This is a genomic window from Pseudomonas sp. RIT-To-2 (assembly GCF_029623465.1).
Lineage (GTDB): Bacteria > Pseudomonadota > Gammaproteobacteria > Pseudomonadales > Pseudomonadaceae > Aquipseudomonas > Aquipseudomonas silvicola.
In genome coordinates this window covers 69,826-85,054 of record NZ_JAPYKM010000030.1, presented here as the reverse complement: position 1 = coordinate 85,054, position 15,229 = coordinate 69,826, and the positions used below count along the sequence as shown (strand labels likewise).

The following is a 15,229-nucleotide window of genomic DNA, read 5'->3' as shown; positions in this document are numbered from 1 at the left end:
GGGGTCTGCGTGGGAGCAAAGCTTGCTCGCGATGACGCCAGTGACATCACCCCATCACTCAGGTCACCGGCGCCGGGTTGAACAGCACGATGTCGTTATGCAGCTTGTGCTTTTCAGCCCAGGTCTGTTGCTTGCCGCTGGCGACATCCAGATAGTAATGGAACAACTCCCAGCCCAATTCTTCGATGGTCGCGCGGCCGGTAGCGATACGCCCCGCGTCGATGTCGATCAAATCCGGCCAGCGCCGCGCGAGCTCGGTGCGGGTAGAGACCTTGACCACCGGTGCCATCGCCAGGCCATACGGCGTGCCGCGCCCGGTGGTGAACACATGCAGGTTCATGCCCGCCGCCAGTTGCAGTGTGCCGCAGACAAAGTCGCTGGCCGGGGTGGCGCAGAAGATCAGGCCTTTGCGCTGAACCCGCTCGCCAGGCCCCACCACCGCGTTGATAGCGCTGTTGCCAGACTTGACGATGGAGCCCAGCGACTTCTCGACGATGTTCGACAGCCCGCCCTTCTTGTTGCCAGGCGTGGTGTTGGCGCTGCGGTCGGCCTCGCCCTTGGCCAGATAGCGGTCGTACCAGTCCATCTCGCGCACCAGGGCCTCGGCCACCGCCGGGGTTTCGGCCCGGGAGGTCAGCAGGTAGATGGCGTCGCGCACTTCGGTCACTTCAGAGAACATCACCGTGGCGCCAGCACGCAGCAGCAGGTCGCTGGCATACCCCAGCGCCGGGTTGGCGGTGATGCCGGAGAAGGCATCGCTGCCACCGCATTGCATGCCCAGGATCAGTTCGCTGGCCGGGACCGTCTCACGGCGCCGGGCATCGAGTTTTTTCAGGCGCACCTCGGCCAGCTCCATGATCTGCTCGATCATTTCGGTGAAGCCGTGGCTGGAGTCCTGCAAGCGGTACAGCCAGGGCTCGCTGAGGTCTACGGAAGCATCGTCCTCGTGCATCACCTGCCCGGCCTGCAGTTTTTCGCAACCCAGGCTGATCACCAGCGCTTCACCGCCCAGGTTCGGGTTGCGCGCCAGGTTGCGCACAGTCCGGATCGGAATATAGGCATCGGTGGCGGTGATGGCCACGCCGCAGCCGTAGCTGTGGGTCAGCGCTACCACGTCATCCACATGGGGGTATTTGGGCAACAGTTCATCACGGATACGCTTGACCGCATGGTCCAGCACCCCGGTCACGCACTGCACCGTGGTGGTGATGCCGAGGATGTTGCGCGTACCTACCGTGCCGTCAGCATTGCGGTAGCCCTCGAAGGTAAAACCTTCCAGGGCCGGCAATGCCTCGGGCACTGCGTCCGACATCGGCAGGCTGTCCAGCGCCGGGGCGGTGGGCATGCGCAGCAAGTCCTCGCGCACCCAGGTGCCGCGCGGGATAGGCTGGAGGGCATAGCCGATGACCTGGCCGTAGCGAATCACTTCGCCGCCCTGGGGAATGTCCACCAGGTTGACCTTGTGGCTCTGCGGCACATGTTCCAGGGTAACCAGCGCGCCGGGCAGCTCGGTGCCGGCAGGCACGCCCTGGTCGTTGACGATTACCACGACGTTGTCGCGCTCGTGCAGGCGAATCACCCGCGGCGAGTCAGCGTGCTCAATTAACTGCATGAAACCCGCTCCTCAAATTTTGGCTGGGGACAACTGGTCGACCGGTTTGCGCGAGCCTTTGCTCGGCGGGTCGGTCAGTTCCACCCGCTTGATCTGGCCGACGATCACCAGGTAGCTGAGCACCGCCACCAGCGCGTTGGCGCCGACGAACACCAGGGCCCACTTGAACGAACCGGTGGTGCTGATGATGTAGCCGATGACGATCGGCGTGGTGATCGAGGCAATGTTGCCGAACATGTTGAACAGACCACCGCTCAGGCCGGCGATCTGCTTGGGTGAGGTGTCGGACACCACCGCCCAGCCCAGCGCACCCACCCCTTTGCCGAAGAACGCCAGGGCCATGAAGCCCACCACCATCCATTCGATGTCCACGTAGTTGCAGGCAACGATGGTGGTCGACAGCAGCAGGCCGCCGATGATGGGCGCCTTGCGGGCGAACGTCAGGGAATGCCCACGGCGCAGCAGCCAGTCGGAAATGATGCCGCCCAGCACACCGCCGATGAAGCCGCAGATGGCCGGCAAGGAGGCGATGAAGCCCGCCTTGAGGATGGTCATGCCCCGCTCCTGCACTAGGTATACCGGGAACCAGGTCAGGAAGAAATAAGTGATACCGTTGATGCAGTACTGGCCCAGGTACACACCCAGCATCATGCGGTTTGTCAGCAGTTGACGCACGTAATCCCATTTCGGGCCTTCGCGCTTGCCTTGTGGCTTGTCGTCCATGTCGACCATGCCGCCATTGCTGGCGATGTGTTCAAGTTCGGCCTGGTTGATCATCGGGTGCTGGCGCGGGCTGTGGATAACCTTCAACCAGACCAGGGAGAAGACGATACCGATCCCGCCCATGATCATGAACACATGCTGCCACCCGAAGCTGAAGACGATCCAGCCCATCAGCGGCGCGAACAGCACGGTGGCGAAGTATTGCGCGGAGTTGAAGATCGCCGACGCAGTGCCCCGCTCAGCGGTGGGAAACCAGGCGGCGACGATGCGCGCGTTGCCCGGGAACGATGGCGCTTCGGCCAGCCCCACCAGAAAACGCAGCATGAACAAGGCGACCACGGCGGTCGACAGGCCGAAGTCACCGACGAAGCCTTGCATCACGGTGAACAGCGACCAGGTGAAAATGCTCAGGGCGTAGACCTTCTTCGAGCCGAAGCGGTCCAGCAGCCAGCCACCGGGGATTTGCCCAGCCACGTAGGCCCAACCGAAGGCAGAGAAGATGAAACCCAGGGTGACGGCGTCGATGCCCAGGCTTTTTTGCAGGCTGGAACCGGCAATGGCGATGGTCGCACGGTCGGCATAGTTGATCGTGGTCACGACGAACAGCATGAGCAGGATCAAATAGCGGACGTGCGTCTGCTTGACGGCTTGCATGAAGGTGTACTCCCACTGATTATTTTTTTTAACGCGGGTCTTTCATTCACGGTGTAACACTGCAGGCGCTGGCAAACCAGCGCCTGCAATTCTGCTGCAGGCGCATTTTCAGCTTACTGCGGGCCCATCTTGTCCATCAGGGCAGCCAGCATTTCGTACTCTTCGCCGGTCAGGTCGGTCAGCGGGGTACGTACCGGGCCTGCGTCGTAACCGGCGATCTTGGCGCCTGCCTTGACGATACTGACAGCGTAGCCAGCCTTGCGGTTACGGATGTCCAGGTACGGCAGGAAGAAGTCGTCGATCAGCTTGCCAACCGTGGCGTGATCCTCGCGGGCGATGGCGTGGTAGAAGTCCATCGCGGTTTTCGGGATGAAGTTGAACACGGCCGAGGAGTACACCGGCACGCCCAGCGCCTTGTAGGCCGCGGCGTAGACTTCGGCGGTAGGCAGGCCACCCAGGTAGCTGAAGCGGTCGCCCAGGCGACGGCGGATGGAAACCATCAGTTCGATGTCACCCAGGCCGTCCTTGTAGCCGATCAGGTTCGGGCAGCGCTCGGCCAGGCGTTCCAGCTGGGTGGCGTTCAGGCGGCAGACGTTGCGGTTGTAGACGATGACGCCGATGTTCACCGATTTGCACACGGCCTCGACGTGGGCGGCGACGCCGTCCTGGCTGGCTTCGGTCAGGTAGTGCGGCAGCAGCAGCAGGCCCTTGGCACCCAGGCGCTCGGCTTCCTGTGCGTATTCGATGGCCTGGCGAGTGGCGCCGCCGACGCCGGCGAGGATAGGCACGCTGGTAGCGCAGGTGTCGACAGCGGTCTTGATGACTTGCGAGTACTCACTGGCTGCCAGGGAGAAGAACTCACCGGTGCCGCCGGCGGCGAACAGCGCGCTGGCGCCGTAGGGGGCCAGCCACTCCAGGCGCTTGATATAGCCAGAGCGGTCGAAGTCGCCCTGTGCATTGAAATCGGTCACCGGGAAAGACAGCAGGCCGGCGGAGAGGATGGACTTCAGTTCTTGTGGATTCATTATTCGAACACCCTGGTTTGCATGGAAAGTGCGCTCAGCCTTCGCTGATGTCGTACGTCATCGTACAACTGAAATAACGAATGCTCAATAGGGTGTGCGACGAAATGTCATGGAGGGATTGCGGGGGCCGCTTCCCGACCAAGCTCGGGAAGCAGGCACAGCCTTCGGTGGCACCGCAGGCCTATCTGCAGTGCCGCCAAAGGCTGAGTGCTGGAGGCTATTGATTCAACGGCCGCGAAAGGTGTGGGACCGAGCTTGCTCGGGAAGCAGGCAGCACCGACCTAGGCGGTCGCCTGCGCCTCTTCATGAGCCTGGCGCAGCCGCTCGCGGCTGTTGGTCAGGTGCAGGCGCATGGCCGCGCGGGCGGCATCGGAGTCTTGACGAGCAATGGCTTCGTAGATCTCTTCATGCTCGCGGCTCAGGCGGTTCATGTAGTGCTGCTGGTCGTCATGAGCCAGGCGCGCCGAGTTGAGCCGGGTGCGCGGAATGATGCTGGTGCCCAGGTGGGTCATGATGTCGGTGAAGTAGCGGTTACCCGTGGACAGGGCGATCTGCAGGTGGAACTGGAAGTCCGACGCCACCGCATCGCTGGCATGGGCGGCGCTTTCGGCCAGGGCATCCAGCGCCGCGCGCATCGCCGCCAACTGCTCGGGCGAGCGGCGCTGGGCCGCAAGGCCCGCCGACTCGACTTCCAGGCTGATGCGCAGTTCCAGCACCGCCAGCACGTCACGCAGGGTGACAATGGTGGCCGGGTCGATACGGAAGCCGCTGGGGCTGGGCGTGTCGAGCACGAAGGTGCCGATGCCATGGCGGGTTTCCACCTGCCCCGCCGCCTGCAGGCGCGAAATGGCTTCACGCACCACGGTGCGGCTGACGCCCTGCTCCTGCATGATCGCCGACTCGGTCGGCAACTTGTCACCGCGCTTGAGCTCACCCTTGAGGATGCGCTCTGTCAGCACGGTGACCAGTTCCTGGGCAAGGCTGCGGGGCTTGCGGCGCCCGCGCGGCTGGGCGGTTGGGGTATCCATGGCGAACTTCTTATCTCGAATTCACGTTAATAGGCGCATCATAGCGCATTCCAGTCGTACGACCACAGTTCACACCGTGGTCGTCTCCCCCATCGCCTGCGGCTGCAAGTGCCCGCCTTCCAGGCGGATGTGCCGGGAATGGAACCGCTTGAGGCTGCTGCGGTGGCCAACGCTGATCAGGGTCAGCCCCGGCAGTTCGTCGATCAGTGCCTGGTACAGGCTGGCCTCGTCTTCCTCGTCCATGGCCGACGTGGCTTCGTCCAGGTACAACCACTGCGGCGCATACAGCAGCGCACGGGCAAAGGCCACTCGCTGCTGCTCACCCGGCGACAGCAGGCTTTGCCAGTGGGCAGGCTCGTCCAGGCGCTCGATCAGTTGCGGCAGGCGGCACAGGTGCAGCACATGCTCGTAGCGCGCCTGGGGGTACACATCACCCGGCTGTGGATAACTCAAGGCTTCACGCAGGCTGCCAATGGGCAAGTACGGCTTCTGCGGCATGAACATCGTGCGCCCTTCGGGCATGTCGATGCGGCCCTGGCCTTGAGTCAGCAAGTTGCCCATGGCCCGCAGCAAGGTGCTCTTGCCACTGCCGGAGCGGCCACTGAGCAGCACGCGGTCACCCGCCGCCACTTCCAGGCCGGCGCCTTGCAGCAATTGGCGGCCATTGCCCAGCGTCAGGTCCAGGTCCTTGATGTGCAACTGGTTGCCATGGCGCTTCACTTCCACGCCTGGGGCACGCTGTTCGTTGTCGTCCATGGCCTGGCGGAAGCTGAGGAGACGGTCGCAGGTGGCGCGCCAGGTGGCCAGGTCGGTGTAGGCGTTGATAAACCAGCTCAGGCTGCCCTGGACACTGCCGAAGGCATCCGCCACCTGCATCAGCACGCCCAGTTCGATAGCCCCGGAGAAATAGCGCGGCGAAGCCACCACGATGGGAAAGATATTGGCGATCTGCGCATAACCGTTGGTGAAGATGTTCATGCGCTTCTGCACGCGCATGATGTCCCAGTAGTTGTGCCAGATCTGGCTGAAACGCGCGCCAAGCCGCTGATTCTCAACCTGCTCGCCGTCCAGCAGGGCGATGGTCTCGGCGTTTTCGCGTACGCGGATCAGGCCAAAACGCAGGTCGGCCTCGAACCTTTGCTGGTTGTTGCTCAGACCGATCAGTCGGCGGCCCAGCAAATGCGTGATCAGGCTGCCGGCCAGGGCATACAGGAAAGCGGCCCAGAACATGTAACCCGGAATGCTGATACCGAACAGCTCGATGGTGCCGGAAATGCCCCACAGGATCACCGAGAACGACACCAGGTTGACGATATTGCTGATCAGCCCCAGGCCGATGCTCAAGGTGTCACTGGTGAAACTGCGCAGGTCTTCGCTCAGCCGCTGGTCGGGGTTATCGGTAGCGCCTTGCTGTTCCAGGCGGTAGTAACTCTTGTGGGCCAGCCACTTGTCGAAGTGCTTCTCGGTGAGCCACCGACGCCAGCGGATGGTGAGCATCTGCGTGAGGTAGATACGCGTCACGCCCATGGCGATGTACACCGCCGCCATGCCGCAGAAATACAGGATCAGCTGAATGAACTGCTCATAATGTTTTTCCTGCAGCGAGTTGTACATGTCGCGGTTCCAGCTGTTGAACCACACCGACATGGCCACGCTGGCCAGCGACAACACGATGATGGTCACCAGCAGCGACCAGGCCTTGCCCTTTTCTTCACTTTTCCAGTACGGCGTGATCAGTTTCCAGACCCGACGGGCAAAATGACCGCGCACGGCGTCGTTGACCGCGGCGTGTTCAGCGTTCTGATTCATGTAGGAACTCGATGATGGAAGGCCCGCGCGCGCACATCGATCCTGATGCGCGGCGGGGCGAAATCAACAAGGGGCAGGCGCTCAGCGCCGAACCGGGCGCTTCTGCAGTTTGCGCTGCAGCGTTCGCCGATGCATGCCCAGGGCGCGGGCAGTGGCGGAGATGTTGCCTTCGTGCTCGGTGAGCACGCGCTGGATGTGTTCCCACTGCAGGCGGTCCACCGACATGGGGTTTTCCGGCACCAGGGTATCCAGGTCGGCGTGCTCGGACAGCAGGGCCGCCAGCACGTCATCGGCGTCGGCCGGCTTGCACAGGTAATTGCAGGCGCCGCGCTTGATGGCTTCCACCGCGGTGGCGATGCTGGAGTAACCGGTCAGGATCACCACGCGCATCTCGGGGTCCAGCTCCAGCAACTTGGGCAGCAGCACCAGGCCCGAGTCGCCTTCCATTTTCAAGTCCAGGGCGGCGTAGTCGGGTACGTCGTCCTGGGCGAGCTTCAGCCCCTCGTCGGCGCTGGCGGCGGTGCTGACGCGAAAGCCCCGGCGGGCCATGGCGCGGGCCATGACGCGGGTAAAGGTCGAATCGTCGTCGACCAGCAACAGATGCGGCAGCTCTTCGCCTTCGACCTGGTTTTCATCACTCATGTCTGTCTCCTCGGGCGTCACGGGGCAGGCGCAACTCGGTGAGTGTACCGCCCTGCTCATGACTATAGAGTTTTACCGAGCCGCCTGCGCGTGTCACGCTGGCCTTGCTCAAAAACAGGCCCAGGCCGAAGCCCTTGCCCTTGGTCGTAAAGAAAGGTTTGCCGATTTGCTCGGCGATTGCCAGGGGTACACCGGGGCCGTGGTCGCGAATCACAATGAAGATATCTTCAGCGTTCCAGTCCAGGTGCACTTCCAGGCCTTCGGCGCAGGCATCGGCGGCGTTGTTCAGCAGGTTGAGCAACGCCTGGGTAAGGTCCGGCGGCGGCGCCAGTTCGGGCACTTCGCCCTGGCCCAGGCGCTGGAAGCGGTAGGTGGCTTCCGGGCGCATCAGGTGCCAGCGGTTCAGGGCCTCGTCGAGCCAGGCAGTCACCGGTTGCTCCATCACCGCCATGCGCCGGTTGGCCTCGGCGGCGCGCACCAGTTGCTGCAGGGTTTCCTTGCACAGCTTGACCTGGTCCTGAAGTACCGCCAGGTCTTCCTGCAGGGCCGGGTCCGGGTGGTCCTGGCGCATTTCCTTGAGCAGCACGCTCATGGTCGCCAGCGGCGTGCCCAGTTCATGGGCGGCGCCGGCGGCTTCGGTGGCCACGGCCAGCAATTGCTGGTCACGCAGCCCTTCTTCGCGCCGTTGCGCACGCATCTGCTCCTGGCGGCGCAGCTCCTCGGCCATCTTGGCGGCGAAGAAGGTAATCACCCCGGCCGCCAGGGCGAAACTCAGCCACATGCCATAGTTCTGCAGGTTTTCCCGGGCGATCGGCAGTGTTGGCAGCGGGTAGAAGCGCACCAGCAGCACCGAATAGCACGCCAGGGCGATGCCCGACAGAATCACCGAATACAGCCACGGCAGCGTCACCGCCGCAATGGTCAACGGCACCAGGTAGTACGACACGAACGGGTTGGTGGAGCCGCCCGAGTAGTACAGCAGGGCACTGTGCAACAGCAGGTCGCAGGTCAGCTGCAGGGCGTATTCCTGCTCGGTGACCGGCAACGAGGCGCGTACCCGCAGTGCGGTGACGGTGCACAGCAGCAACGACACGGCCAGGGTAGCGCTCAACTGCACCCAGGGCAGCGGCAGCAAGTGCGTCAGGTAGGCGAAACCCACCGAACCGGCTTGAGCGGCCAGCACCAGGAAACGGATGAAAGTCAGGCGCCAGAGGTTTTGGCGAGTAGCGGACAACGGCATAGATGGGGCGAGCATGAGCTCTCCTGATGAGCGCTCCAGGCAGATCGTTGCAAGTATAACCAACTCGGGGGCCAGGCAGACAATTGTGCGGCAAAGCGCCACAGGCCGCCATACAAACGGTTACACAACCGTGATGAACCGTCCCCGGGCAACTACAGTCTTAGCGGTTTGCCCACAAGGAGTCCACCATGCACACCCTCAGCCGCAGCGCCGCCTTTGTCCTCGGCGCAGGCCTGCTTGCCAGCCTGCCTGTCCTGGCCGACGAAGCACCCCGCTACAACCAGATTTCCCTGCGCGCCGAAGTCAGCCAGGAAGTGCCCCGCGACCTAATGCTGGTCACCCTGTACAGCGAAGAACAAAACGCCGACCCGGCCAAGCTGGCGGCGCAGGTCACCGAGGCCATGAACAAGGCGCTGGGCAAGGCACGGGCGGTGAAGGAAGTGAAAATCAGCCAGGGTAGCCGCAACAGCTACCCCATCTACGACGACAAGGGCCAGAAAATCACCGGCTGGCGCGAACGCGCCGAGCTGCGCCTGGAAAGCGCCGACTTCCCGGCCCTGTCCACCCTGACCGGCCAATTGCTGCAGGACCTGAAGATGGGCGGCATGAGCTTCACCATTTCGCCCAAGACCCGCACCGCCAGCGAAGACGCCCTGCTCAAGGATGCCGTGGCTGCCTTCAAGGCGCGCGCCCAGCTGGCTACCGAGGCCTTGGGCGGCAAGGGCTACAAAGTGGTGAGCATGAACCTCAACAGCAGCGGCTATCAGCAGCCGTTCCCAAGGGCGGCGATGATGATGAAATCGGCCATGGCCGACTCGGCGCCCACGCCTGAAGTGGAGGCAGGTACCAGCCAGGTCAGCATGAATGCCGATGGCACCATCGAAGTGCAGATGCCCTGAAGGTCCGCGGCTACGGGTCATCCACCGAATGGGGTAATCTGCGAGCCACACTGCATTCAGAGAGGCTTTCATGGACAAAACCGCCTTCAAACCCCTGCTGCTGGCCGCAGCCTTGCTGGCCGCGCCGCTGGCCCAGGCCGCCGGTACGCTGGTCTACTGTTCGGAAGCGAGCCCCGCCGGCTTCGACCCCAGCCAGTACACCAGCGGCACCGACTTCGACGCCTCCGCCGAAACCGTGTTCAACCGCCTGACCCAGTTCAAGCGCGGCGGCACCGAGGTGGAACCCGGCCTGGCGACGTCCTGGGAGGTGTCCAAGGATGGCCTTGTGTACACCTTTCATCTTCGCGAGGGGGTGAAGTTCCACACCACCGACTATTTCACCCCTACCCGCACCTTCAACGCCGATGACGTGCTGTTCACCTTCGACCGCCTGCTGAACCCCCAGCAACCGTTCCGCCAGGCCTACCCGTCCGAGTCGCCCTACTTCAACGACATGGACCTGAACACCACCATCAAGTCGGTCACCAAGGCTGACGACAACACCGTGGTGTTCACCCTCAACCATATCGACGCCGCCTTCGTGCAGAACATGGCCATGAGCTTCGCCTCGATCCAGTCGGCCGAATACGCCAACCAGTTGCTCAAGCAGGGCAAGGCCGCGGACATCAACCAGAAGCCCGTCGGCACCGGGCCGTTCGTGTTCAAGCGCTACCAGAAGGATGCGCAGATCCGTTACACGGCCAACAAGGACTACTGGAAGCCGGAGGACGTGAAGCTCGATAACCTGATCTTCTCCATCACCCCGGACGCTGCGGTACGCCTGCAGAAACTCAAGCGCGGCGAATGCCAGGTCAGCGGCTACCCGCGCCCCGAGGACATCGAGGTGGCCAAGCAGGACCCCAACCTGCGTGTGCTCAGCCAACCGGGCTTCAACCTGGGCTTTCTGGCCTACAACGTGACCCACAAGCCGCTGGACCAGTTGAAGGTGCGCCAGGCCCTGGACATGGCCATCGACAAGCCGGCGATCATCAAGGCCGTCTACCAGAGCGCTGGACAGTTGGCCCAGAACGCCCTGCCCCCGGCCCAGTGGTCCTATGACCCGACCATCAAGGACGCCCCGTACAACCCTGACAAGGCGCGCCAACTGCTGAAAGAGGCCGGGGTCAAGGAAGGTACCACCATCGACCTGTGGGCCATGACCGTGCAACGCGCCTCCAACCCCAATGCGCGCATGTCGGCGCAGATGATCCAGAGTGACTGGGCGAAGATCGGCATCAAGGCCAACATCGTCAGCTATGAATGGGGCGAATACATCAAGCGCGCCAAGGCCGGCGAGCATGACGTGATGATCTACGGCTGGACCGGCGACAACGGCGACCCGGACAACTGGCTGGGCGTGCTCTACAGCTGCGCCGCGGTGAAGGGCAGCAACTACGCCAAGTGGTGCGACCCCGCCTATGACAAGCTGATCCAGAAAGCCAAACTGAGCGCCAACCGTGACGAGCGCATCAAGCTGTACCAGCAGGCCCAGCACATTCTCAAGGCCCAGGTACCGATAACGCCGATCGCCAACTCCACGGTGTTCCAGCCCATGCGCAAGGAAGTGCAGGACTTTCGCATCAGCCCGTTCGGCCTGACGCCGTTCTATGGCGTCAGCTTGCAACAGTAAGCGCCTGCGTTTCCCAGCGGGACCGGGCGAAGCGCGGGAAGCGGCCAACGCGATGGGGCTGATAAAGCGCGTTGGCTGCGTCCCGCGCTTCGCCCGGTCCCACAGGATTGACCACGCACTATTTTGCGCACCAAAACAGTGCGCACTCTTGACCGAATGATCAGATTTTGGGCGCTCCACGCCCCAAAAAAAACGTACGCAAACGTTCAACTCGGTCAATTCTTATATGAATGCGACATTCTAGTACGACCGTTCCACGTAACTCTCCTTCCCTCCGCCTAAAGTATTGCTTTGGGTATGCGGCCTGCATAAGTATCGGCGGGTCGACCCACAAGGTCCCCTCAACCAAAAACACAACAACTGAGGCCAACATGCTCAAACACGCGGTCATTCCGTTTCTGATCGGCGCCGGCATGCTCGCCAGTGCTCCTTTTGCCCTGGCAGCACCCACCAGCCTGGTGTTCTGCTCCGAGGGCAGCCCGGCCGGTTTCGACCCGGGCCAGTACACCACCGGCACTGACTTCGATGCTTCGGCCGAAACCATCTTCAACCGCCTGAGCCAGTTCGAGCGGGGCGGCACCGCCGTCGTCCCTGGCCTTGCCACCAGCTGGGACGTGTCCCAGGACGGCCTGACCTACACCTTCCACCTGCGCGAAGGGGTCAAGTTCCACACCACCGATTACTTCAAGCCGACGCGCGACTTCAATGCCGACGACGTGCTGTTCACCTTCAACCGCATGCTCGACAAGGACATGCCGTTCCGCAAGGCGTACCCTACGGAGTTTCCGTACTTCACCGACATGGGCATGAACGACAACATCACCAAGGTCGAGAAAGTCGACGACCACACCGTCAAGTTCAGCCTCAAGACCGTCGACGCCGCGTTCATCCAGGACATGGCGATGAGCTTCGCCTCTATCCAGTCGGCCGAATACGCCGCGCAGTTGCTCAAGGAAGGCAAGCCCCAGGACCTCAACCAGAAACCCATCGGTACCGGCCCGTTCGTGTTCAGCAAGTACCAGAAGGACGCGCAGATCCGCTTCAAGGGCAACAAGGACTACTGGAACCCGTCTGATGTGAAGGTCGACAACCTGATCTTCGCCATCACCACCGACGCCTCGGTGCGCATGCAGAAGCTCAAGAAGAACGAGTGCCAGATCACCGCCTTCCCGCGCCCGGCCGATATCGAACCGCTCAAGGCCGACCCGAACCTGAAGATGCCTGAGCAGGCCGGCTTCAACCTGGGGTACATCGCCTACAACGTTACCCACAAGCCGTTCGACAACCTCAAGTTCCGCCAGGCGCTGGACATGGCGGTCAACAAGCAGCAGATCATCAAGTCGGTGTACCTGGGCGCCGGCCAGCTGGCGGTCAACGCCATGCCGCCTACGCAATGGTCCTACGACACCACCATCAAGGACCCGGCCTACGACCCCGAGAAGGCCAAGGCGCTGCTCAAGGAAGCCGGCGTGCCCGAAGGCACCACCATCAACCTGTGGGCCATGCCCGTGCAGCGCCCCTACAACCCCAATGCCAAGTTGATGGCCGAGATGCTGCAGTCGGACTGGGGCAAGATCGGCATCAAGGCCAACATCGTCAGCTACGAGTGGGGTGAGTACATCAAGCGCGCCCACAACGGCGAGACCGACGCCATGCTGATTGGCTGGAGCGGCGACAACGGGGACCCGGACAACTGGCTGGGCACCCTGCTGGGCTGCGATGCCATCAACGGCAACAACTTCGGCAAATGGTGCGACGCCGACTTCGACAAGCTGATCAGGGCGGCCAAGGCCACCTCCGACCAGGCCAAGCGCATCGACCTGTACAAGCAGGCCCAGCACCGCATGAAAGACCAGGTGCCGATCACGCCGATCGCCAACTCCACGGTCTACCAGCCGATGCGCAGCAACGTCGTGGACTTCAAGATCAGCCCCTTCGGCCTGAACTCGTTCTACGGCGTGGGTATCGACGAGAGCAAGAAGTAACGGTCCAGGTACCGCGCCCACCGCAGGAGCAGAGCTCGCCTGCGAAGACGTCCGCCCTACCTGGCGGTGGCGGCTTCGCAGGCAGGTGCTGCTCCCACAGGGATCGCCCTCGGGACAGCGCATTTCACCCCCAGACTTCGATTACTGCATTTTCAAGCAGGGCCCTCGTGCATTTCAGAAACGTCCTACAAGCCTCGGCGATTTCGCGCATTTACGGTCACGGCTGACGCCCCTAGTTTCGAACCTCTGCCCAATCGACACCCGGGCACTTCGAACCAGACAACAAGGAATAGACCGTCATGCGTCATCACCACCTGGTTGCATCCCTATTGAGCGTCGGCCTGCTGGCCGAGATTCCGCTCGCCCACGCCAATGGCAAGAGCCTGGTGTTCTGCTCTGAAGGCAGCCCCGCCGGCTTCGATATCGCCCAGTTCACCGGCGGTACCGATAACGACGCGGCCGAGCCGTTGTACAACCGCCTGACCGAGTTCGAACGCGGTGGCACCGCCGTGGTGCCGGGGCTGGCCACGCACTGGGATGTGTCCGAGGACGGGCTGACGTATACCTTTCACCTGCGCGAAGGGGTGAAATTCCACAGCAACAAGGCCTTCACTCCCAGCCGCGACTTCAATGCCGACGATGTGCTGTTCAGTTTCAACCGCATGCTCGACCGCAACCACCCGTTCACCCAGGCCTACCCCACCGAATTTCCCTACTTCGGCTCCATGAGCCTGGACAAGAACATCGCCAAGGTGGAGAAAACCGGTCCACACACCGTGGTGTTCACCCTGCGCAGCATCGACGCTGCGTTCGTGCAGAACATCGCCATGAGCTTTGCCGCCATTCTCTCGGCCGAATACGCCGACCAGTTGCTCAAGGCCGGCAAGGCCAGCGATATCAACCACAGGCCCATCGGGACCGGGCCCTTTACCCTGGCGCGCTACCAGAAGGACTCGCAGATCCGCTACAAGGCCCACGACCACTACTGGAACCCCAGCCAGGTCAAGGTCGGGCAGTTGATCTATTCGATCAACATCGACCCGTCGGTACGCATCCAGAAGCTGCGCAAGAACGAATGCCAGGTCACCCTCAACCCCCGCCCCGCCGACCTGGCGGTGCTGCAGGCTGACAGCAAGCTCAAGGTGCTGCAGGCACCGGGCTACAACCTGGGCTACATCGGCTACAACGTGCAGCACCCGCCATTCGACAACCTCAAGGTGCGCCAGGCCATGGACATGGCCGTGAACAAGCAAGCCATCCTGGAATCGGTGTACCAGCAGGCCGGGCAACTGGCGGTCAATGCCATGCCACCCACCCAATGGTCTTACGACACCAGCATCAAGGACGCCCCGTTCAACCCGGAGAAAGCCCGCCAGTTGCTCAAGGAAGCCGGTATCAAGGAAGGCCACGAGTTCACCCTGTGGGCGATGCCCGTGCAGCGCCCCTACAACCCCAATGCCAAGCTGATGGCGCAGATGCTCCAGGCCGACTGGGCGAAGGTAGGCCTCAAGGCCCGCATCGTCAGTTATGAGTGGGGTGAGTACCTCAAGCGCGCCAAAGCCGGCGAGCATGATGTGATTCTGATGGGCTGGACCGGCGACAACGGCGACCCCGACAACTGGCTGGGCACCCTGTACAGCTGCGACGCCATCGGCAGCAACAACGCCGCCATGTGGTGCGACCCTGCTTTCGACGCCTTGGTGAAAAAAGCCAAGACCGTCAACGACCATGAACAGCGCAGCGAACTGTATCGCCAGGCCCAGCAACGCCTGAAAGAACAGGTGCCGATCACCCCGATCGCCCATTCCACCGTCAACCAGCCCATCAGCGCCAAGGTGCAGGATTTCAAGGTAAGCCCTTTCGGCCGCAACACCTTCGACGGAGTGTCCCTGACCGATTGACCGTACATGCGCCGATGGCCCTGCCCGGGGTGGGTCCATCAG

Annotated in this window: 11 protein-coding genes; 4 read left to right on the top strand and 7 right to left on the bottom strand. The window is 62.6% G+C overall.

Annotated elements, in window-relative coordinates; translation table 11 throughout:
• Positions 1-58: 58 nt before the first annotated feature.
• The 7 genes from garD to QBK88_RS22845 form a co-directional block, all read right to left on the bottom strand.
• Positions 59-1,612, bottom strand: coding sequence for a galactarate dehydratase (gene garD, locus QBK88_RS22875; RefSeq protein ID WP_277963815.1), 1,554 nt, complete (start codon positions 1,610-1,612; stop codon positions 59-61).
• Between the two features lie 12 nt (positions 1,613-1,624).
• Positions 1,625-2,989 carry an MFS transporter gene (locus QBK88_RS22870; RefSeq protein ID WP_268148402.1) on the bottom strand — a complete coding sequence of 455 codons (1,365 nt, stop codon included), beginning with the start codon at positions 2,987-2,989 and terminating at the stop codon, positions 1,625-1,627.
• A gap of 113 nt (positions 2,990-3,102) precedes the next feature.
• Positions 3,103-4,014, bottom strand: coding sequence for a 5-dehydro-4-deoxyglucarate dehydratase (gene kdgD, locus QBK88_RS22865; RefSeq protein WP_268148400.1), 912 nt, complete (start codon positions 4,012-4,014; stop codon positions 3,103-3,105).
• A 281-nt stretch (positions 4,015-4,295) separates the two neighbouring features.
• Positions 4,296-5,042 (bottom strand): FadR/GntR family transcriptional regulator, encoded by a 747-nt coding sequence (locus tag QBK88_RS22860; protein WP_268148398.1) that lies wholly within the window; start codon positions 5,040-5,042, stop codon positions 4,296-4,298.
• 69 nt (positions 5,043-5,111) lie between these two features.
• Positions 5,112-6,851 (bottom strand): ABC transporter ATP-binding protein/permease, encoded by a 1,740-nt coding sequence (locus QBK88_RS22855; RefSeq protein WP_277963814.1) that lies wholly within the window; start codon positions 6,849-6,851, stop codon positions 5,112-5,114.
• An 81-nt stretch (positions 6,852-6,932) separates the two neighbouring features.
• The gene (locus QBK88_RS22850; protein WP_158155142.1) at positions 6,933-7,493 is read right to left on the bottom strand and encodes a response regulator transcription factor; all 561 of its coding nucleotides are present in this window, start codon (positions 7,491-7,493) and stop codon (positions 6,933-6,935) included.
• Positions 7,486-8,748, bottom strand: coding sequence for an ATP-binding protein (locus tag QBK88_RS22845; protein WP_277963813.1), 1,263 nt, complete (start codon positions 8,746-8,748; stop codon positions 7,486-7,488). The genes QBK88_RS22850 and QBK88_RS22845 overlap by 8 nt, the downstream gene beginning before the upstream one ends.
• A gap of 173 nt (positions 8,749-8,921) precedes the next feature.
• Here QBK88_RS22845 and QBK88_RS22840 point away from each other — a divergent pair, with 173 nt between their 5' ends.
• The 4 genes from QBK88_RS22840 to QBK88_RS22825 all read left to right on the top strand — a co-directional run bounded on the left by QBK88_RS22840 (position 8,922) and on the right by QBK88_RS22825 (position 15,187).
• Positions 8,922-9,632, top strand: a complete 711-nt coding sequence (locus QBK88_RS22840; protein WP_277963812.1) for an SIMPL domain-containing protein — start codon at positions 8,922-8,924, stop codon at positions 9,630-9,632.
• 70 nt (positions 9,633-9,702) lie between these two features.
• A complete protein-coding gene (locus QBK88_RS22835; RefSeq protein WP_277963811.1) occupies positions 9,703-11,301 on the top strand; it encodes an ABC transporter substrate-binding protein in 1,599 nt (532 codons plus the stop codon).
• A 371-nt stretch (positions 11,302-11,672) separates the two neighbouring features.
• Positions 11,673-13,286, top strand: a complete 1,614-nt coding sequence (locus QBK88_RS22830; RefSeq protein ID WP_277963810.1) for an ABC transporter substrate-binding protein — start codon at positions 11,673-11,675, stop codon at positions 13,284-13,286.
• Positions 13,287-13,585: 299 nt separating this feature from the next.
• On the top strand, positions 13,586-15,187 hold the full coding sequence (locus QBK88_RS22825) for an ABC transporter substrate-binding protein (RefSeq protein ID WP_277963809.1): 1,602 nt from the start codon (positions 13,586-13,588) through the stop codon (positions 15,185-15,187).
• Positions 15,188-15,229 lie beyond the last annotated feature (42 nt).